This window comes from Arthrobacter luteolus NBRC 107841, from assembly GCF_001552075.1.
Lineage (GTDB): Bacteria > Actinomycetota > Actinomycetes > Actinomycetales > Micrococcaceae > Arthrobacter_B > Arthrobacter_B luteolus.
In genome coordinates this window covers 61,329-81,505 of sequence record NZ_BCQM01000011.1, presented here as the reverse complement: position 1 = coordinate 81,505, position 20,177 = coordinate 61,329, and the positions used below count along the sequence as shown (strand labels likewise).

The 20,177-nt window shown below is 66.2% G+C and carries 20 protein-coding genes and 1 pseudogene; 11 read left to right on the top strand and 10 right to left on the bottom strand.

What is annotated here, in order from left to right:
- A partial coding sequence (locus AL3_RS15745; protein ID WP_255220902.1) for a thiamine pyrophosphate-binding protein occupies positions 1-627 on the bottom strand: 627 nt, incomplete at its 3' end.
- A 182-nt stretch (positions 628-809) separates the two neighbouring features.
- Between AL3_RS15745 and AL3_RS15740 the strand changes: the two genes are divergently transcribed.
- From AL3_RS15740 to AL3_RS15715, 6 genes and pseudogenes are all read left to right on the top strand, one after another.
- Positions 810-1,802 (top strand): AraC family transcriptional regulator, encoded by a 993-nt coding sequence (locus AL3_RS15740; RefSeq protein WP_066302800.1) that lies wholly within the window; start codon positions 810-812, stop codon positions 1,800-1,802.
- A gap of 308 nt (positions 1,803-2,110) precedes the next feature.
- Positions 2,111-3,235 carry a sugar ABC transporter substrate-binding protein gene (locus AL3_RS15735; RefSeq protein ID WP_066302797.1) on the top strand — a complete coding sequence of 375 codons (1,125 nt, stop codon included), beginning with the start codon at positions 2,111-2,113 and terminating at the stop codon, positions 3,233-3,235.
- A 94-nt stretch (positions 3,236-3,329) separates the two neighbouring features.
- Positions 3,330-3,758, top strand: a pseudogene (locus tag AL3_RS19130) (ATP-binding cassette domain-containing protein); the annotation flags it as partial.
- Positions 3,759-4,179: 421 nt separating this feature from the next.
- Entirely contained in the window at positions 4,180-4,905 is a 726-nt protein-coding gene (locus tag AL3_RS15725; RefSeq protein WP_066302792.1) for an ATP-binding cassette domain-containing protein, read from the top strand.
- A 48-nt stretch (positions 4,906-4,953) separates the two neighbouring features.
- Positions 4,954-6,009: an ABC transporter permease gene (locus tag AL3_RS15720; RefSeq protein WP_066302790.1), complete on the top strand. Its 1,056-nt coding sequence runs from the start codon at positions 4,954-4,956 to the stop codon at positions 6,007-6,009.
- A 75-nt stretch (positions 6,010-6,084) separates the two neighbouring features.
- Positions 6,085-7,542 (top strand): benzaldehyde dehydrogenase, encoded by a 1,458-nt coding sequence (locus AL3_RS15715; protein WP_066302789.1) that lies wholly within the window; start codon positions 6,085-6,087, stop codon positions 7,540-7,542.
- A gap of 82 nt (positions 7,543-7,624) precedes the next feature.
- Here the strand turns inward: AL3_RS15715 and AL3_RS15710 are convergent, their stop codons facing one another.
- The 5 genes from AL3_RS15710 to AL3_RS15690 all read right to left on the bottom strand — a co-directional run bounded on the left by AL3_RS15710 (position 7,625) and on the right by AL3_RS15690 (position 11,216).
- Complete coding sequence (locus AL3_RS15710) at positions 7,625-8,083, bottom strand: carboxymuconolactone decarboxylase family protein (RefSeq protein ID WP_066302787.1); 459 nt, start codon at positions 8,081-8,083, stop codon at positions 7,625-7,627.
- Positions 8,080-8,400, bottom strand: coding sequence for a GNAT family N-acetyltransferase (locus tag AL3_RS15705; protein WP_066302784.1), 321 nt, complete (start codon positions 8,398-8,400; stop codon positions 8,080-8,082). The genes AL3_RS15710 and AL3_RS15705 overlap by 4 nt, the downstream gene beginning before the upstream one ends.
- A gap of 19 nt (positions 8,401-8,419) precedes the next feature.
- Positions 8,420-9,409 carry a pirin family protein gene (locus AL3_RS15700; RefSeq protein ID WP_066302782.1) on the bottom strand — a complete coding sequence of 330 codons (990 nt, stop codon included), beginning with the start codon at positions 9,407-9,409 and terminating at the stop codon, positions 8,420-8,422.
- Positions 9,410-9,529: 120 nt separating this feature from the next.
- Complete coding sequence (locus AL3_RS15695; RefSeq protein ID WP_066302781.1) at positions 9,530-10,198, bottom strand: biliverdin-producing heme oxygenase; 669 nt, start codon at positions 10,196-10,198, stop codon at positions 9,530-9,532.
- 154 nt (positions 10,199-10,352) lie between these two features.
- Complete coding sequence (locus AL3_RS15690) at positions 10,353-11,216, bottom strand: oxidoreductase (RefSeq protein ID WP_066302780.1); 864 nt, start codon at positions 11,214-11,216, stop codon at positions 10,353-10,355.
- Positions 11,217-11,380: 164 nt separating this feature from the next.
- On the opposite strand from AL3_RS15690, the gene AL3_RS15685 reads away from it, so the two are divergent.
- The 4 genes from AL3_RS15685 (at position 11,381) to AL3_RS15670 (ending at position 15,111) form a co-directional block, all read left to right on the top strand.
- Positions 11,381-11,917, top strand: coding sequence for a dihydrofolate reductase family protein (locus AL3_RS15685; RefSeq protein WP_066302779.1), 537 nt, complete (start codon positions 11,381-11,383; stop codon positions 11,915-11,917).
- A gap of 143 nt (positions 11,918-12,060) precedes the next feature.
- The gene (locus tag AL3_RS15680) at positions 12,061-12,882 is read left to right on the top strand and encodes an alpha/beta fold hydrolase (RefSeq protein WP_066302777.1); all 822 of its coding nucleotides are present in this window, start codon (positions 12,061-12,063) and stop codon (positions 12,880-12,882) included.
- A complete protein-coding gene (locus tag AL3_RS15675; RefSeq protein ID WP_083521818.1) occupies positions 12,879-14,474 on the top strand; it encodes an ATP-binding protein in 1,596 nt (531 codons plus the stop codon). Before AL3_RS15680 ends, AL3_RS15675 begins: the two co-directional genes overlap by 4 nt.
- Positions 14,475-14,646: 172 nt before the next feature.
- The gene (locus AL3_RS15670; RefSeq protein ID WP_066302773.1) at positions 14,647-15,111 is read left to right on the top strand and encodes a GtrA family protein; all 465 of its coding nucleotides are present in this window, start codon (positions 14,647-14,649) and stop codon (positions 15,109-15,111) included.
- 30 nt (positions 15,112-15,141) lie between these two features.
- On the opposite strand, the gene AL3_RS15665 is transcribed toward AL3_RS15670, so the two are convergent.
- The 4 genes from AL3_RS15665 to AL3_RS15650 all read right to left on the bottom strand — a co-directional run bounded on the left by AL3_RS15665 (position 15,142) and on the right by AL3_RS15650 (position 18,683).
- On the bottom strand, positions 15,142-15,975 hold the full coding sequence (locus tag AL3_RS15665; protein ID WP_083521817.1) for an SDR family oxidoreductase: 834 nt from the start codon (positions 15,973-15,975) through the stop codon (positions 15,142-15,144).
- A 102-nt stretch (positions 15,976-16,077) separates the two neighbouring features.
- Positions 16,078-16,800: an AAA family ATPase gene (locus AL3_RS15660; protein ID WP_066302821.1), complete on the bottom strand. Its 723-nt coding sequence runs from the start codon at positions 16,798-16,800 to the stop codon at positions 16,078-16,080.
- A 146-nt stretch (positions 16,801-16,946) separates the two neighbouring features.
- Complete coding sequence (locus AL3_RS15655; RefSeq protein WP_066302771.1) at positions 16,947-18,245, bottom strand: MFS transporter; 1,299 nt, start codon at positions 18,243-18,245, stop codon at positions 16,947-16,949.
- Positions 18,246-18,314: 69 nt separating this feature from the next.
- A complete protein-coding gene (locus AL3_RS15650; protein ID WP_066302769.1) occupies positions 18,315-18,683 on the bottom strand; it encodes an L-rhamnose mutarotase in 369 nt (122 codons plus the stop codon).
- Between the two features lie 301 nt (positions 18,684-18,984).
- Between AL3_RS15650 and rhaI the strand changes: the two genes are divergently transcribed.
- Positions 18,985-20,151: an L-rhamnose isomerase gene (gene rhaI / locus AL3_RS15645; RefSeq protein ID WP_066302767.1), complete on the top strand. Its 1,167-nt coding sequence runs from the start codon at positions 18,985-18,987 to the stop codon at positions 20,149-20,151.
- Positions 20,152-20,177 lie beyond the last annotated feature (26 nt).

The following is a 20,177-nucleotide window of genomic DNA, read 5'->3' as shown; positions in this document are numbered from 1 at the left end:
GCCGCCGTCGTTGATCAGTGCCGCAGCAGCTTCCAGGCCGGCATGTGCGGGGACCAGCTGCGGCGGGCTCCACACCGGGGAGCTGACCACGATCCCGTGCTCCTGCTCCAGTGCAGGCGCCGGGGCCTGCTGGATATCGTGCGGAATAATCACGACGGCGGGCGCCCGGTCGGTGAGCGCGGCCTTGAACGCGCGGTCCAGCACCAGCGGCAGCTGCTCGGGACTGTTGACCTGCTGCCGGAAGGAGGAGGCGACATCCCGGGTGAGGTTCAGCAGGTCGATTTCCTGCATGTAAGCCGAGCCCAGCACCGTGCGGGACTGCTGGCCGATGATGGCGACCACCGGGACACTGTCCAGCTTTGCGTCGTACAAGCCATTGAGCAGATGCACGGCGCCGGGTCCCTGGGTGGAGAGCATCACACCGACTTCACCGGTGTACTTAGCATGTCCCACGGCCATAAACGCCGCATTTTCCTCATGCCGGGCCTGCACGAAGCGGGGTGTTCCGGAGCGGCGGAGAGCCCCGAGGACGGTATTGATGCCGTCTCCGCTGTAACCAAAAATCCGCTGCACCCCCCAGGCCTGGAGCCGTTCGACGATCAGGTCAGCAACAAGCCGTTCTGCCATGGAGGCCTCCTGTAATCAGCATGCTTACGGATCCCCCACTATTGCATGCTGCCGGTGCGGACGGAATTACCCCGCCCGCCATAAAAGTGCGTCATATGCAGTGGCCTACGCCACAGTCGCGTAGCCTGTGGGTACTGCCCGGTCCCGTGACAATGATGCCCGCTGGAGGTCCCGCCGTGCCGATGCCCAGTCCCAAGAAGGATTCCGGGCCCTCCGGCGCCTCCCGCCTGGACACCGGCCGGACCAGCCGCTTTTCCACCGCTCAGGCACCGCTGGGCGCACGGCTGGACCTCTGGGAGGAATACAACGAACTGGCACTGTTCGGTCTGCGCTGCAGCACCCTTTCGGAGCGCAGCCTGCTGGCCACCCAGACCAACCTGGAACTTCCCCGGATCCGGCTGACGCACATCAGCGGCAACGACCACGTGATTGAACGCGCACCGGAGAATATCCGCCGGAACCCCGTCGACGCCGTCATGCTCTGCCTGCTGTTGGAGGGAAAGGCATTTTTCTACCACGATGCCGGCTGCGAGACCCTGGTGGCGGGTGAAGCCGTGGTCTATGACGCGAACCGTCCCTTTATGTACGGGTTTTCCACTGACATGCGGCAGGTGATCGTCGAGGTGCCGCGGGAGGTGCTGCGCGAGCGGTCCGTCCGGGAGGACTATTTCCGGCCCCGGGTCCTCCGCATCAGTGGATCACCTGCTGCCACCCATGCGAAGACCACCGCGAATGCGGCACTGGCGGCCTTCCGGGATCCAGTCGCGGACACCGATGAGCTGGAGCAGAGCGTGCTGGAAATGTTCTCGATCATCACCGGCGAGCCGGGAGCTTCTCCTTCCCTCGCCTATCTTGCCGCTGCCCGTGACTACATCCGCGCGCATCTGGGCCGCCCGGACCTGTCCCTGGCCCGGGTTGCCCGGGCGGTGGGTATCAGTGAACGGCATCTGACCCGGGTCTTCGCGGAGGCCGGCACCAGCCCGGCCAAGTACGTGCTGGAGAGCCGGCTGGCCCGCGCCCAGGAACTGCTGGCCGATCCGGCACACGCTGCCACCCCGATCGCGGACGTAGCCGCCTCGGTGGGATTCGTTTCCGCCGCACACTTCTCGCGTGCCTTCCGGCAGCACTTCGGCTGCTCTCCCCGGGACGCCCGCGGAGCCTTGACCGGCCTTTAGCGCTCTCGAGGGGCCAGCGCGGGGGCGGGCGTGCAGCTCTGGCGGGATAAACCCCACCAAGTCACCACACCTGCGCACTGAAGACCCCACTCCCGGGCCCGGCACGGGCAACGCCGCGAGATCGGGCCCCGTCATCGCAGTGCGCCTCGCCCAGGCGCCGCGCCACCACCCCACCAGCGCCCGGCACTACGTTGCCGGATCCGGACATCGCCTTGCCTGATCAGGACAGCCCCTACAGCCGGAGCAGACACCCCGGAGACAGTGGGAGCTACATCACATCCAGTGTCATTCCGAAAGGCTCCGGACCCATGAAAACCACTCCCCGCTACCTGCTTGGGCTGCTCGCCGTCCCGGCGCTGGCACTCTCACTCGCCGCCTGCGGAGGTTCCGGCGAGACTGACGCCGCGCCGGCCGCAGCCGAAACCGGTTCCGCCTCCGTTGATACCGCGGCCCTCGAGGCCATGCTCACCGACTTCCAGAAGCCCCTCGAAGAAGAGGTCCCCACGGAGTCACCGGCCATCGCCGAAGGTAAGAGCGTCGTCGTCATCCCCTGCACCTACGCCTCCGAAGCCTGTGCCCGCGGCGCCGACGCAGCTATGGAAGCTGCTGCGTCCCTCGGCTGGGAAACCCGCATGATCGATCCGGGCGGAAACCCGGAAAAGGCCCGCCAGGCCATCGACCAGGCCATCCAGCTCGGCGCCGACGGCATCATCTTCACCGCGGCCGTCGCCGACCAGATCGACGCTTCGCTGCAGCAGGCCCGCGACGCCGGCATCTTCCTGGTCAACAGTATGTCCCCCGCCGATGACCGCTTCGACGTGGAGGTTGTGCCGGACGAGGACGTCTCCGGCAAGATGATGGCCGCCGCCATCGCGCAGGACAGCGGCGGAACGGCGAAGATCCTGGTCACCACTGACCCGGCATTCCCTTCCATCACGGCCCGCACCGAGGCGTTCACCAAGTGGCTGCCCGAGCTCTGCTCCGAGTGCGAGATCGTCGAAACCCTTGAAACGCAGATGTCCCAGCTGCAGTCCGGACTGCCGCCGCAGATCCAGGCCACGCTGACCGCCAACCCGGACATCAACTACATCTGGACGCACACCGGTGCCGCAGTGGTTTCCAGCCAGGCCACCGTGGCGCGCAGCGCCAACGGCGACACGATCAAGATGGTGTCCTACGACGGCAACTCCGCCAACCTGGACCTGATCAAGGACGGCAAGAGCCAGTTCGCCGACGTCATCAAGCCGATGGAGCACACCGGCTACCTCTCAGTCCACGAAATGAACAAGCTCTTTGCCAACGGGGCCAGCGGGCACCAGGTGATCGAGATGCCGAAGCGCATGGTGCTGGAAGAGACCCTGCCCGAGCTGCCGTGGATGGGCGACTCCGATTGGAAGTCAGCCTTCACGGCTCTGTGGGAGAACGCGGGCTAGACCCACGGAACCCACGCGGCCGGCCCGGACTCCGGGCCGGCCGCACCCCTGGTTTTGCCGGCATTCCCGCACTCCCACCTTCAGGAGCATCCCCATGGAGCACACCGCCGCCCTGAGCATCCGCGGCATCAGTAAGACTTTCACCGGACAACGGGCCCTGGACGAGGTCAGCCTCGACATCCAGGCCGGCGCCGTGACGGCTCTGCTGGGCATGAACGGTTCCGGAAAGTCGACCCTGATCAAGATCCTCGCCGGGGTCTACGCACCGGATCCGGGCGGCACACTGTCCGTCCGGGGCCAAACGCTGCCCCTGCCGCTTACTCCCGCGGCCGCGCACACAGCCGGCCTGCGGTTCCTGCACCAGGACCTGGGCCTTGTGGACGCGCTGACGATCGCGGATAACTTCGCCCTCTCCGACGGGTTCTTCGCCCGCAGCAGCTTCTCTCCGGTCCGGCTCCGCAAAGAGCACGCCAACGTCGCAGCCACCTTGGAACTGCTGGGGATTAATGAACATCCCGGCCGCCTGGTTGGGGACCTCTCTCCTTCCACCCGCACCATGGTGGGCATTGCCCGGGCCTTCCAGGACCGTTCCGGCAGCGGAGGCGGCGCCGGCAGCCCCAGCGACAGCATCCCCGCCGACGTTGATGCCCTCCGCCGCAATATCCTCATCCTGGACGAGCCCACCGCTTCGCTGCCCGCCCATGAAGCGGACCGGGTACTGGCCCTGATCGACATGCTGCGCAGCCACGGCGGGACCGCGGTCTACGTCAGCCACCGGATCGAAGAGGTGCGGCGCATCGCGGACAACGTGGCGGTGCTGCGCGACGGCCGGCTCGTCGCGGACGAACCGCTGGGAGAGCGCGACGCCGCCGCAGTGGTTTCGCTGGTCATTGGCCGGGAGCTGGAGGCACCAGCCATCCGTCCCGCCGAGGAGGGAGGGGGCGGTGCTGCTGGAAGTCCGCGGCCTCAGCGGGCCCCGCCTGGACGGCATCGACCTGGCAGTCCGCGCCGGCGAGATCGTCGGCATCACCGGGCTGCTCGGCTGCGGCCGCAGCGAACTGGTCCGGCTCATCGCCGGCGCCCAGCAGCCAGCCGCCGGAGCCATGGTCCTGGCCGGCAAGCCGTACACCCCGGGATCGGCCGCGGACGCCATCACCGCCGGAGTGGCCTGCGTTCCGCAGAACCGGCGGCGCGACGGCGTCGTCCTGGACCTGGGGGTCGGCGAGAACCTGACTCTCGGGCGCCTGGGCCGTTACACCCGGGGGCCGGTGCTGAACCGGGCGGCGGAGAAGGCAGCCGCCGAGGATCTTTCCCGACGCTATCTGGTCAAGGCCGCGTCACTGGCCGCTCCGGTCCGCAGCCTCTCCGGCGGCAACCAGCAGAAGGTGGTGGTGGCCCGTGCTGCGAGCGGCTCCCCGCTGATGCTGCTGCTGGACGAGCCGTCCCAGGGTGTGGACGCGCTGGCCAGGCAGGAAATCAGCCGGCTGCTCAAGGAACTCGCCGACGACGGAGTGGCCATCCTGGTTGCCAGCACCGACTACGACGACTTTGTTGGGCTGGCCGACCGGGTCCTGGTCCTGGACCGCGGCCGGATCGCCACGGAACTCTCCGGCCCGGAGATCACCGAAGACGGCATCGCCCTGGCCTGCCAGACCGGCGCCCCCGCCTAGCCCCAGCCCGCGCCCCACCACTCCACATCCCACCTAGGAGCCCCTACAGTGAACCTCCGCTTCAACCCCGGCGCCCTGATGAAGAACTACGGAATCGTGGTCTTCCTGGTCCTGATGATCACCGTCTTCTCGCTGCTTATGCCAGACACTTTCGCGACCTCAGGCAACTTCCGTCAAATCCTTGCCGACCAGGCGGTGCCTGGCATCCTGGCCCTGGCAGTGCTCCTGCCACTGGCCGCCGGCGAATTCGACCTGTCCGTCGGCGCGAACCTCGGCATCTGCACCATCACCGGAATCGTCCTGGCCGGAGCCGGCCTGCCGCTGCCGCTGGTCCTGCTGGCCACACTCGCCCTCGGGATGCTGATCGGCGCGGTCAACGCGTTTATGACCATCGTCGTCGGGGTCAACGCCTTCATCGCAACCCTGGGCATGGCCACCATCCTGGCCGGTTTCAACCTGCTGCTCACCAACTCCACCCTGATCACCCACTCCTCCGACGGGTTCTCCGCCCTGACCGGCATCCGCCTGCCCGGCGGCCTGCAGGTTGTGGTGTTCTACTTCCTCGCCGCGGCGCTGGCCCTCTGGTTCATTCTGGAACGCACGCCGTTTGGGCGGTACCTGCGGGCTACCGGCATGGGCCGCGACGCCGCCGAGCTCTCAGGCGTCCGGACCAAGCGCTATCTGGCAGCCGCCTTCATTGGAGCCGGACTGCTCGGCGGACTGGCCGGCACGCTGCAGGCCTCACGCGCGGGCAATGCGACGCCGGACCTGGGTCCGGAATTCCTGCTGCCGGCCTACGCCGCCGCGTTCCTGGGCGCCACGGCCATCCGGGCCGGCTACTTCAACGTCTGGGGCACCGTGACAGGTGTATACCTGCTTGCGGTCGGTGCCAACGGACTGGTAATTCTGGGCGCCAAGACCTGGGTTACCAATGTCTTCAATGGCGTGGCCCTCCTGATTGCGGTCTCCGCTGCGACCCTGGTCCAACGCCGCAAAAAGCGGGTGACGCGTCCGGCAGCCACGACGACGACGGCGGACCCGGCGGGAACTCCGCCTGGTCCCGGCGCCGCAGGCCGCGGCCAGGACGCTTCCACCCCTGCCTGACCCGCCCCTGCCTGACCCGCCACCCGCCACCGACTCAAACTGTATTTTCCACCGCATCTGCATTTAGGAGCAGCCATGACCCTCCTCGCCACTTCCACCTGGCACGGCAAGATCCACACCGATTCCTGGACGGCCGGGTCCGCCGGTGTCCTGGACGTCGTTGAGCCCGCTACCGGGCGCGTCCTGGGTTCCGTCGGTGCGGCGGACCGTTCTGATGCCCTCGCGGCAGCCACCCGGGCCGCTGCCGCCCAGCGCACCTGGGCCCAGACCAGGCCGGAGGAGCGTGCCGCCGTCCTGCGCCGAGCGGGATCACTGTTCGAGGACCACGCCAAGGAGATCCAGGGCTGGATCATCCGGGAAACCGGAGCGGTCGAGGGGAAGGCCGAGCTGGAAACCCATATCGCCGCCAACGAGTGCTTCGATGCCTCCGCCCTGCCGGCGCACCCGGCCGGGGACGTGCTGACCAGCAATGAGGACCGCTGGTCCTTCGCCCGGCGCCGGCCCGCCGGCGTTGTGTCCGTGATTTCCCCGTTTAACTTCCCGCTGATCCTCTCCATCCGGTCGGTGGCCCCGGCACTTGCCCTCGGCAACGCGGTACTGCTGAAACCCGACCCCCGCACCAGCATCTCCGGCGGCGTGGCCATCATGCGTGTCTTCGAACTGGCCGGCCTCCCCGCCGGCCTGCTGCAGCTGCTCCCCGGCGGGGCCGACGTCGGGCAGGCGCTGGTGGAGGCTCCGGAGGTCCGTGTTATCTCCTTCACCGGTTCGACGGCGGCCGGCCGCAAAGTCGGTGAAACGGCAGGCCGCCTGCTCAAGCGCGCCCACCTGGAACTCGGCGGCAACAACGCCCTGGTGGTGCTGCCCGGGGCGGACCTGGACCTGGCCGCGTCAGCCGGTGCCTTCGGCTCCTTCATGCACCAGGGCCAGATCTGCATGTCCACCGGACGCCACCTGGTTCATGAGTCCCTGCTCGAGGACTACGTAGCCAAGCTTTCCGACAAGGCGAGGGCCCTGCCGGTCGGAGACCCGTGCACCAGCCGCGTGGCCATGGGGCCGATCATCGACGAACGCCAGCGCGACAACATCGACCGGCTGGTGCGGGCAGCCAAGGACGCCGGCGCGCAGATCACCGCCGGCGGAACCTACGAAGGCCTTTTCTACCGCCCCACAGTCATCACCGGGCTCACCCCGGACAACCCCGCCTGGGCCGAGGAGATCTTCGGGCCGGTGGCGCCTGTGCTGGGCTTCGCCAGCATCGACGAGGCGGTGGAGCTGGTGAATGCCTCCGAGTACGGGCTCTCCGTCGGTGTGCTGGGCGAGGTGGGGATGGCCATGGAAGTGGCCGACCGGGTGGCCTCGGGCAAGGTGCACATCAACGAGCAGACGGTTTCCGACGAAGCCAATTCCCCGTTCGGCGGGATGGGCGCCTCCGGCACCGGGTCCCGGTTCGGCGGGGCATCCGCGAACATTGACGCCTTCACGGAGACGCAGTGGCTGACCATGCGCTCCGAAATCGCACCGTACCCCTTCTAGGGCCCAGTCCTCGAGCGGGAGGCTGCTGCCCGGTTCCGGCCCCAACAGCTGGAACCGGACAGCAGCCGGCTGAGGACGGTGCTCAGCGCGGTTTGACCGGATGCCCGCTGATGATGGAGACCCGGTTGAAGGCATTCATGGTCACGACCGCCCAGCTGAGGACGGAAAAATGCTCCGCGCTGAGCAGCGCCTGGTATTCCGCAAAGATGTCCTCGCGGTGCTCGCCGTCGGGCAGCAGCGTCAGGGCCTCCGCCAGCCCCAGGGCCGCCCGCTCGGTGTCGGTGAAGAGCCTGGTGTCCCGCCAGGCAGGCAGCACCGAGAGGCGCTGCGGCGTCTCGCCTTCCTCCAGGGCCTGCCGGGTGTGCAGGTCCAGGCAGTAGGCGCAGCCGTTAAGCTGCGAGACCCGCAGGTTGACCAGTTCCATCACAATCCGGTCCAGGCCGGCGTCCAGCGCCGCGGCCCGGACCGCCGCCGCGGTGGCGGCCAGTGCCTGGTAGACCGGCCGGTTCTGCTTGTCGATAAACACCCGGTCGCTGCTCATGCCTGCTCCACCTGCTCCTCCACGGAAGGCTTCGTTTCCGGCCAGTCCACAAAACCCTCATATTCCGGATGCCGTTTCAGCCAGCCCGCGATATAGGGGCAGTGCGGCACCAGCCGCAGGCCCGCGTCGCGGACGTGCTCGACGGCGTAGCGGGCCAGCTGGCCGGCAACTCCCTGGCCGGCATAGGCATCGGCTACCTCCGTGTGCACGAAGATGCGGCGGCCGGGCCGGTTGCGGTAGGCGGCGAATCCGGCGACCGTCCCGCCGTCGTCGAGCACTTCATAGCGCAGCTGCGCCGGATTGTCCTGGATCTGCATTCCTCGTTGGCCTTTCGGATTAGCGGCGCGGCCGGAGCCGGGCGTTGGGCAGGGCGGGCGCCGGGAGCGGGGGCCGCAGGTCATTGGGGACGGCGGCGAACCGGCTGCCGGGCTCGGCGCCCGGGTGGGTTTCCGCGCCGATGTGCTGCTGCCAGTCGCGGCGGTACTGGACGATTTCCTCATGGCTGCGGCCAATGAAGTTCCACCACATCACGATGGTCTCTCCCAGGGGCTCACCCCCGATGAGCACCACCCGGGCCGGCGCGTCCGCTGGCGCGCTGATCCGCAGGGTCTCGGCACCGGGGGGCAGGTAGGCCAACTCGGACGGGGCGACGGCGGCCCCTTGGAACTCCAGTGCACCCGAGTCGGCGAGCAGGCCGTATTCAAACCGCGGATCGGCGTCGAGCTCCACCGTGGTACCGGCGTCCAGCAGCAGTTCCGCGCCCAGGATCGGAGAATGCGTCTCCACCGGGGATTCCGAGCCGGCGAGGCTGCCGAGGAAAACACGCAGTTCCCAGCCCGGGCCGCGGACGGCATCCGGAACATAGTGGTCGAAGCGCGGCTCGGTGCCGCGCGCCGACTCCGGCAGCGCCAGCCAGAGCTGAACGCCGTGGAGGATGCTGACCTCCGGCGGCGAGACCTCAGAATGTGCAATGCCGCGGCCGGCGGTCATGAGGTTCAGTTCCCCCGGCCGCACCATGGCATGGGCCCCGGTACTGTCGCGGTGTTCAATTTCGCCGGTGAAAAGCCAGCTGACGGTCTGCAGCCCGGTATGCGGATGCGGCGGGACCACCATACCGCCGGTCCGGGCGACGACGTCGGGGCCGTAGTGGTCCACGAAGCACCAGGCACCGATCAGGCTGCGGCTGCGCTGCGGCAGGGTGCGGCGGACGGGCATGGCCCGGGGGCCGCCGAGCGGGACGTCGCGGGGAACGTGGATTTCGACGGTGGAAGCGGCGGGTGCGGAGGCGCACTCAACTTCCACCGGAGCCGTTTCGACGTTGCTCATATCTCTACCAACCCTTTCCCTGCTTCAGCTGTCCCTCCACATTACATGCTTTTGCATCTAATGTGAGGAGTGCGGCCGAAGACCGGGGCCCGGGGTCTGGAACCGCCCGCCGCGGGCGGATTACACGGCGGCGGGAAGCCTGCTCTCCCGGTAGTCGGCCAGGTCCAGGAAAACACTCCGGTTCATTTCAAACGATTCTGCCGCATGGTGCAGGATCCGGTCCTTCTGCGGACGTGAGAAATCAGTGGTGTCCAGCCGCGCCCGGTACTGGTCCTTGTAGACTTTCGGCTTTTCAATGAGCGGGAAGGCATAGAAGTTGAGTCCGGCGTCCGGTGTGCCGTAGTGCCGCTGCACAAGCCGCTGGATGATCTGCCCACCCGAGAGGTCCCCCAGGTACCGCACATAGTGGTGAGCCAGCAGGAATTCCACGGCATCCTCGGACTGCTCGCCGAGCCTGTCCGCATACGCCTTGGCCGCGGGCACGATGTGAATGCGGCCATCAGCGAGCTGCTCTTCCCAATCCGGCCCAAAGTGGAAGTCCATATCCCGTTCCAGGGCCGGAACCCGCTCCAGGCGGGCGTCAACAAAGGGTCCCAGCTGGGGGTGGCCGGCAAACCGGGCCAGCGCGGATTCCAGTGCCCGGTAGATGACCAGACTCTGGGCCAGCAGGTTGCCAACCTCACCCTGATCCATGTTTCCGGCCATCAGCTCCTTCACGAAGCTGGCCTCCTCTGCCTGGGTGTGGGCAACGGCCGTGTGGCTCTTAAGTTCTTCGGACAGCAGGACCATGGTTCTCCCCGGGACGGCTGGGCCAGCACGGAGCGCCGGTCCCAAAGTTAGGTTAGTGATACCTAACTTTGCGGTTCGCTGGTGGGAGGCGTCAAGCAGGCCTCGGAATGCGTCGCTTCGTTGCATGGGTGTCCGCGGACCCGTGAGGGCAGGCTCATTCCCCTGCCGGGCGTTCTGCCTGTTCCTGTTTCCGGGGAAGTCCTACGCTGCGGCTGATGAGTGCATCGAATTGGCGGTCCGAGAGCAAGCCCCTGGCGGTGATCAGCGGCTTTGCGCCGAACCCGACGGCGTAACGGGTCTTTGGCCTAGCTGTCGTCACCGCCGTTCCAATCGCGTCAGCGACGACGGAGGGTGGGGAGTTCCGGCCTTCGTTCGCCTCTGACCGCAGGGACTTCGCGATGGCCTTGGCCTGGGGCGCGTACGGTCCGTTGCCTGAGGTCTCTTCGACCAGGTCCGCCGCGATACCGCCCCATTCGGTGGCGATCCCACCGGGTTCAATAATGACGACATCGATGCCGAAGGGCTGTACCTCCAAGCGCAGGCAGTCACTGAGCGCTTCGAGGGCGAACTTGGTGCCGTGGTACCAGCCGCCCAATGGTGTGTAGATTTTCCCGCCCATCGAAGTGATGTTCACTATTGTGCCTGCGCGCTGGGCCCGCATGTGCGGCAGCGCGAGTTGAATCAACCGCACCGGCCCGAAAACGTTGACCTCGAACTGCCTCCGCCCTTCATCAATGGCTACCTCCTCAAGGGCCCCATAGGAGCCGTAGCCTGCGGCGTTGACCAGGACGTCGATTAGTCCGGTGCCGGAAATTATCTGATCCATGCCGGCCTGCATCGAGGCATCGTCGGCGACATCCATGGCCAGCGGACGGATACCGTCTGCGGCGAGGTGATTCAGCCGATCCGTGCGGCGGGCCGCACCGTAGGTGGTGAAGCCCAGGCCCTGGAGTTTCCTGGCGGTGGCTTCACCGATGCCAGACGATGCTCCGGTCACGAGCGCGGTCCGGGAAGTCACGATTGTTCCTCCTGAGAAATTATGGATTCGCTTAACCTAAACGTTGTGCCTGCCTTCCCGGCTGAGACAAGAGCCATCGGGAGATATCACCGAATTGGGCCTTCCGGCTGCATGGAGAGGCCGCCGTCTAACCCCGGAACACCGCCGGCGGTTACTCTCGATGCATGGCAAAAGTCATCTATTACGTCGCTTCATCACTGGATGGCTTCATCGCCACTGAGGACAACAACCTGGATTGGCTCCTGACTTTCGGCTTCGAGCCCTTCCAAGAGCACTACGACAGGTTTGTGTCCGGAGTCGGGGCCATCATCATGGGTGCGGAAACCTATGCGTGGCTCCGGTCCGAACAGCCGGACACCTGGGATTACGGCGCCCTGCCCTGCCTGGTGCTGACGCACCGGGACCTTGAACCGCCGCCCGGCAGCGGCGTCCGCTTCGTCCGCGGGGAGGTGCAGGGCATCCTGGACCAGGCTGCCGCACTGGCCCAGGACCGGAACATCTGGGTGGTAGGCGGCGGCAACACCGCCGCCCAGTTTGCTGAGGCCGGCCTGCTGGATGAATTGTGGATCACCTACATGCCGGTGGCTCTGGGCTCCGGACGCCGGCTGCTGCCAGTCACTGCCCCCACCGCCACCATGAGCCTGATCGGCACCACACAGTTCAACGGCGGCGCCGCCGAGCTGCGTTTTGCTGCCCGCTGAACACGGGGAGTGAAGCCCTGGACGGATGGCGGATCCGGTTGTTGCGTGCCGCGCGGATTCGGGTCCCGGATCGACCCCGGAGGTGGCGGTAGAGTTCACACCAGCACCATCTACCACGCACCCGAACAAAGGCCCGCCGTCCCATGACGACAGACGTTCTGTCCCGCAACAATGTCCGGATCCTAGGCAATGAAGCGGGGCCTGTGGTGATCTTCGGCCACGGTTTCGGCTGCGACCAGGAGATGTGGCGCCGGGTCATTCCTTACTTCACCGGCCAGTACCGGGTCGTCACCTTCGACCATGTGGGCTCCGGCGGCTCCGACCTCACCGCCTATGATTCCGCCAAATACTCGTCGCTGGACGGGTACGTCAGCGACCTGCTGGACATCTGCGCCGAGCTGGACCTCCGGGATGCCACCTTCGTGGGCCACAGCGTCAGCGCCATGATGGCCGTGGCCGCCGCGGCTGCCGCTCCGCAGTATTTCTCGGATCTGGTGCTCCTGGCGTCATCCCCCAGCTATATGGACCGCCCGGAAGACGGCTACACCGGTGGCTTTTCCGAAGCCGACATCGACGAACTCCTCGCATCCCTCGACACGAATTACATCGTATGGGCTGCCGCCATGGCCCCCATGATCATGGGCAACCCGGAAAAGCCCGAACTCCACAATGAGCTCGAAGGCAGCTTCTGCCGGCTGGATCCGGCAATCGCCCGGGACTTTGCCCGAGTCTCGTTCCTGTCCGACGTCCGTCCCCTTCTCTCGAAGGTGGAAGTTCCCACCCTGATCCTGCAGTGTTCTTCCGATCTGCTGGCCCCGCCGCATATCGGCGTCTACACCCAGGAGCGCATTCCTGCCAGCACCTTGATGACCCTCAAAGCCACGGGCCATCTCCCACACGTCAGCGCACCGGAGGAAACAGCGGACGCCATCCTCACCTACCTCGCACGGATACCAGCGGCGTGAAGGAACCATCCCGGGGAGTGGAGCTGACCCAGGCCGCACTCGAACTGGATTACCGGGACCTGTTCCACGGGTCGCCGTCGGGATATATCGTCACACTCGAAGACGGCACCATCGCCGAAGCGAACGAGACTTTCGCGGCGTGGATCGGCCGGCCGCGGGAGGAACTGATCGGCGCAAGCCTGCTGTCCCTGCTCCCGGTGGGCGACCGCATTGTCTACTCAACCCATGCGCTCCCCCAGCTCGGCGTCGGCCGGTCCTTTGCTGAACTTGCAGTCGATTTCCTCGGCCCGGATGGGACCCGCCTCCCGGCCCTGCTTTCCGCCACCCGGCAGCAGGCCGAGGGGAGCCGGCCGGCACTGGACCGGGTGGTGGTGTTCAACGCCCACGAACGCCGGCTCTACGAGCGGGAGCTTGTGGGTGCCCTGCGCGCTGCCGAACGAGCCGAAGCAGCAAGAGCCAGCGCAGAAGCGGACGTCCTTGAGAAGCAGGCGGCACTGCAGGAGAAAGACAGGATCCTGCAGGAAAGCCTGGCGGAAAGCAGGCGCAAGGAATCGCTGCTCCAAACCGTTCTGGACACGGTGGAGGTCGGTGTTTCCGTGGTTGATGAGGAAGGCAACGTCGTTCTCACCAACTCGCGTCAGCGGTTCATCCAACGCCGTGCCCTGCCGGCAGGGAGCACGCAGGCCAACGAATGTGAACTCTTGATCTTCGGTCCGGATCGTGTGACGTCCCTGCCTCCGGAGCTGCGTCCGGTGCGCCGCACCGTGCAGGGCCAGTCCTTTTCCGATCAGCTCGTCTGGTTTGGAAGCGGCGACCAGCAGCGGGCCTTCAGCGTCACCGCCCGGTCCGTGCAGCGGCAGGGCGGTTTCCAGGGCTCCGTGATCGCCTTCAGCGATGTCACCGGGCTGGTAAACGCTGTCGCCGCCAAAGAGGACTTCGTCGCCAATGTGTCGCACGAACTCCGCACCCCGCTGACCTCGATCATGGGCTATCTGGATCTGGCGCTGGAGGACGAAGAGGACGTTCCGGCCCACGTGGCCACCTCATTGAAGGTGGCGCTGCGCAACTCCGAGAAGCTGCTCGAACTGGTCTCGGACCTGCTCTCCGCCGCGGCCGGCCCCAGCAGCATCAAACAGCAATCCTCGGATCTTGCCGATCTGCTCCGCAGCTCCATGACCTCAGCGGCTCCCCGCGCAGAAATCAGCAGGGTCAAACTGATCTCCGATTTCCCCGCGCAGCTGCCGGCCTTCCTTGACCCCCAGCGCATTGGGCAGGTGATCGACAACCTGCTGTCCAACGCAGTGAAATACTCACCCGACGGCGGGCGGGTCACGGTCAGCGCGTGGTCAACCGGAGACAGCCTGCACTTCCAGGTCGCCGATACCGGCATTGGTATGACAGCCGCCGAGCAGACCGAGGTTTTCACCAAGTTCTTCCGCTCCGGTACCAGCCGCAAGGCAGCGATTCCCGGCGTCGGTTTGGGGCTTGTTATCAGCAAGAACATCGTCGAGGCCCATCAGGGAACGATTACGGTCACAAGCGAGGTAGGCCGCGGAACCGTGTTCACGGTTCGTTTGCCGGCAGCGGGCTGATCCCGGCTGTCGCGGCCGCCACGAGGAAGGTGCCTGATTTTGTCTGCTTCAGACGTATGTGAAAGCATCCAAGGTGAACCCCGTTTCGTGGTTCCACGGCGTACAGCACGGGCTGCGGCCGGTCACGGCGCAGCCCTTTGCGGATTGTCCTGGGAAAAGAACTGGTAGCAGAATGAACGGCATTTCGACCGCCCGGAAAGTCCTCCGGAGACTGGGGTCGTTTTCCCTGGTTGGCACTGTGGCCTTCCTCGTGGACATCGGGCTGTTCAACCTCCTAACCGCCACGGTCCTGGATAACAGCCCGATCACCGCCAAGGTTGTCTCGGTAGCCGTAGCCACGACTATTTCCTGGCTGGGCAGCCGCTACCTGACGTTCCGGCGCACCCGCGGCCGGAGCGTTAGGTCCGAGACCGTCCTGTTCGCCCTCACGAACCTCGTCGGCCTGGCGATTGCCGCCGGCTGCCTGTTCGTTTCCCACTATCTCCTCGGCTTCGACAGCCAGTTCGCAGACAACGTTTCCGGCAACATCATCGGCGTACTGCTTGGCAACGTCTTCCGTTACTTCGCCTACCGCTACATCGTATTCACCGAGCCGAAGGAATCTCCCGCCGGCGCCCTCGAACGGCAGGACGCCTAACCTGTCCGCAGTGAAAAACCGGCGCCGCAGTCACATCTGCGGTTCCGGAAGATCCGGCGGTGCAGCAGGAGCTGACGGTGCGCTCGGAGCCGACGGCGCCCGGCCGGGCTCCGAACTCAGCTCCGCCACTTCGTAACGGGCCAGACCGGCGGTTTCCCCGCCGTCGGCCACGAATTCGGCGCCCGTGGAAAAGCTGGACTCGCCGCTGGCCAGGAACAGGACCAGGTTCGCAATCTCCTCCGGTTCACCCATCCGGTGCAGCGCCACGTGGTCCTGTCCAGCGTCCATTCCCGCGGTCATGGGTGTCCGGATGGCGCCCGGGTGCACCGAGTTGACCCGGATTCCGGCCGGGCCAAGATCAATCGCGACGGACTTTGTCAGTCCACGGACACCGTATTTGGCTGCCGTGTAGCCGGGAAGGTTCGAATAGCCCTGCAGGCCCGCGGTGGAGGAGATGTTGATGATGGAGGCACCCGCCGACCGCTTCATCGGTTCGATGACGGCCTTGATGCCCAGGAAAACCCCGGTGAGATTCACGGCGATGATGGTGTTCCACTGCTCCAGCGTGTAATCCTCGATGCTGCCAAAATCCGCGATCCCGGCATTGTTGACCAGCACGTCCAGCCCGCCGAACTGTTCCCCGGCCTGCCGGACGGCCCCGGACCAGTCCTGGGGATTTGTGACGTCCAGGTGCACAAAGGCAGCGTTTGCACCGATGGCCTCCGCCAGGGCGCGGCCTTCGCCGTCGAGCACGTCTCCGATCACCACCTGCGCTCCCTCATCGGCGAGACGGCGGACCACAGCTGCCCCGATTCCCCGTGCTCCGCCGCTGACAATGGCAGTTTTCCCGCTGACCCGTCCCATTGGCCCTCCTCCTGAACGGCCGCAGGGTGCGGTGCGCTCCTGATCAACAGCCGTCTCTGCACATCCAACTACCCGGCGGTGAGGAAGTCACGGTTTCCGCACCTAAAGGTGGCGCAGAAACCTCTCCGGTGAGCCGAGGAACGAGCGCCAGCTGCTCACCAGATCGAGGTCCTCCCACGCCCGGCGCCGCAGCCCCCAGGGTCCCAGCTCCAGGATCTCCGCACCGGGCAGCGCAGCGAGCAGGGGCGAGTGGGTGGACATGATGATCTGCGATCTGCCGTCGGCCAGCAGGCCCTTCAACACTGAGACCAGGCTGAGGCAGCCGGAGAAGGACAGCGCTGACTCGGGTTCATCCAGCACCCACAGCCCGCGGCCCCGGAACCGGTCTGCGGTGAGGGCCAGGAACGACTCTCCGTGGGACATCTCGTGGAAGCGGATATCCGGCAGGCCGCCCCTCGGATTCTCCTCCAGATAGGTAAAGAAGCCGTGCATCGTTTCAGCCCTCAGGAAGTACCCGCGGCGGGTGGCTCCCGCGTTCCTGACCACCCTCAGGTGATCGGCCAGAATGGATTCCGTGGCCCGGGTTGTGTGCCGCGCCCCCGTTGATCCACCCTCGGCGGACAGCCCGTAGGCCAGAGCCGCGGCTTCCACGAGCGTTGACTTCCCTGATCCGTTTTCACCCACCAGGATGGTCGCCGGACCCAGGTCAAGTCCCCGGTCCAGAACCTGGGTAACCGCAGGCAGCACCGCCGGCCAGAGACCGCGCTCCAGCTGATGGCCGGGGTCCTCCTCCAGACGGCGGACAGGATATCGGTGCAATGCCATGCGCCCCATTGTTGCAGCCTGCCCGGCAGGGGCAGCCCCAGGGGAAAGGCCTCCGGCCCGGCCGCGGGCGTGAACCCGGGCCGGGCCGGAGGCCTTCGCCGATCTGATCTAAGCTGCGGAGTGCTGAGCCTCCGTGAGCGCTGTGGTTAGACGGCGTCCTGCTTGACCGCTTCGGGAGCCTTGCCGTAACGCTCGGTTTCAATGTCCTCCAGGCTCTTGCCGCTGGTGTTCGGGGCCCAGATGACGCCAATGAGCATGGCGGCGACGAGGGCGCCGATCATGATCATGCCGACGAACGGCACACCGTGTTCGGCCAGCAGCGTGGGGAACCAGTAGCTGAGCAGACCCACGACGATGCGGGCCACGAAGAACAACACGCCCTGGGCGCTGGCCCGGAGGCGGGTGGGGAACATCTCGGCGGCCCACAGGGCATAGAAGGCCTGGGCGCCGATGCCGGCTGAAATACCCCAGAGCGCGGCGAACACGATCAGCACCGGCATGGTGACGTGGGCGAAGACCAGCAGCAGCCAGGCAACAATGCCCAGCACCGCCCCGATGCCGTAGAGCAGCCGGCGGTCCACCCGGTCCCCGTACTTCATAAAGCCGAAGTAGGTGGCCGCCACGGTCAGGGTCCACAGAAGCACCTGCAGCAGGTTCTGCTGGATGGCGGATTCGACGCCGGCGGACTCGTAGACGCGCGGCATGAAGATGCCCATCTGGCCGGCCACCAGGTTCCAGAGTGCGTAGACGCCGGTCAGGAACAGCAGTGCCTTGAGGTTGGTGGCGCTGGTCAGCAGTTCACGGTAGTTGCGGCGCTTGATGCCGCTGGCCTCAGCAGTTTGGCGCTCTGCATCGGACTTCTTCCAGGTGGCCGATTCGGAAAGGCCGCGGCGGATCCACCAGGTGACAAAGGCGACGACGAACAGGTGCGCGAAGATGATCCGGCTGCCGGTTAGGCCCAGCGGGACCAGGATCGTGGCGAACAGGAACACCAGCGCCGGACCCAAAGACCAGGCGAGCTGGGCCGTGCCAACATGCTTGGCCCGGTGTTCGGCGGGGGCTTCCTCCGCGATGTAGGTCCAGGCGACCGGCACGCCGGCGCCGACGGCGATGCCGGTCAGGATCACACCGACGATGAGCATCCAGGGTGCCACAGCGAAGATGACCAGTACGGTGCCGAGCATGTACAGGATCAGGTCATAGGTGTAGATGAACTTGCGCCCGTACCGGTCGCCCAGCGGGCCGCCGATGAGGGCGCCGATGGCTGCACCGAAGGCGTTGGCGCTCAGCGCCGCGACCAGCCCGACGACGAGGTTGGTGAACCCGAAGTACTCCTGCCAGAGGGTCAGGCTGGTGGCCAGGGCAATGATCGAGCCGGCCTCGATGTAGTTGGACATGGACACGGCGATGGTGGCTTTCCATCCGCCGAGCTTGGTGCTGCTCATGGCGAGCCTTTCTGCAACGGTGAAGAAGGTGCTGTGAAGCGGGCACGGCTGTGCCCCGGAGAAACGGGTTCAGGAGAGATGGAAGTACTGGGTCAGCGTCCGCGGTGAGGTGCCTTCGACGAAGTACCGGGCCATCTCTGACTGCCATCGGGTATTGACCGGATGGGCATCCATCAGCTGCTGGGTGGCCGCGGCGTTCTCCGCCTCGAAGTAGCCCACAACCAGGCCGTCTTCCGGGCGGAGGAACAGCGAGTAGTTCCGCCAGCCCGTTTCGCGCAGGGCATCCAGCATTTCCGGCCAGACCCGCTGGTGGACCTCGACGTACTCGGCCAGCAGCTCCGGACGGATGTGCAGCAGAAAGCAACCGCGGGTGCGGGTGGTCTCATCAGGAAGCCGGACCAGCTCCTGCAGCTCAGCCGTGGATGGGGAAGAGCCCATTCATCACTCCTTCGTAATGTGGCGGGTCCGGGAGGACCTTCGCACCTGTGGCGGCAGCAGATCGCCACCCCTGAGGATGGACCCGCCGGATAAACCTGTGAGGGCGGTCTCACATACTGCCGGACTCATAGTACCCAAAATTTGAGACGTTTCAACACGGCTTGGCTGCCTGGTTGCAAGCTGGCAACTGCGAATAGGTTTGACCTTCTCCATCCTGGCGGCTTAGTTTAGTGAAACGATTCAATGCGGTGCCGGTGCTTTTCCACCCGGCCCGCCGGCTATCCACAGAGAAGTGACGCACATGCCTGCATTCGACGACATCGCCCCTCAGCTGGCCGCCCAGGCCATCGAACTTCCGTCCTGGGCCTTCGGCAACTCCGGAACCCGCTTCAAGGTCTTCTCCACACCGGGAACGCCGCGCACGGTTCAGGAGAAGATTGCCGACGCCGCCCAGGTCCACCGCTTCACCGGGCTGGCTCCCGCCGTCGCGCTCCACATCCCCTGGGACAAGGTGGAGGACTACACAGCCCTCTCCCGCTACGCCGCAGATCTGGGTGTATCCCTGGGCACCATCAACTCCAACACGTTCCAGGACGAGGACTACAAGTTCGGTTCCTTGACCCATGCCGATCCCGGGGTGCGCCGGAAGGCGGTCGACCATCACCTGGAGTGCCTGGAGATCATGAATTCCACCGGGTCCCGGGACCTGAAGATCTGGCTCGCGGACGGCACCAACTACGCGGGGCAGCAGGACATGCGCGGCCGCCAGGACCGGCTCGCCGGGTCGCTGGCAGAGATCTACGCCCAGCTGGGCGAAGAGCAGCGGCTGGTGCTTGAGTACAAGTTCTTTGAGCCGGCTTTCTATCACACCGATGTGCCCGACTGGGGCACGGCGTACACCCAGGTCGCCGCTCTCGGCGACAAGGCCAAGGTCTGCCTCGATACCGGACACCACGCCCCGGGGACCAACATCGAGTTCATCGTGATGCAGCTGCTGCGCCTGGGGAAGCTCGGCTCCTTTGATTTCAACTCGCGCAACTACGCCGACGACGACCTGATCGTCGGTGCCGCAGACCCGTTCCAGCTTTTCCGCATCATGGTCGAGGTGGTCCGCGGCGGTGGGCTGGATCCCGCAACCGGTGTGGCCTTCATGCTCGACCAGTGCCACAACATCGAAGAGAAGATTCCCGGCCAGATCCGCTCGGTCCTGAATGTTCAGGAAATGACGGCCCGCGCTCTGCTGATCGATGGCGAAGCGCTGGCATCCGCCCAGGCCGGCGGCGACGTGCTCGGCGCCCATGAGGTCCTGATGGACGCGTTCTACACCGATGTCCGCCCGCAGCTGGCGGCCTGGCGCGAGTCCCGCGGGCTGCCGGGTAATCCGATGGCTGCCTTCGCGGCGTCCGGATACCTGCAGCGCATCGCCGAAGAGCGGGTCGGCGGCACCCAGGCTTCCTGGGGCTCCTGAGCCTTCCCCGCGCCCGCCCCTGACCG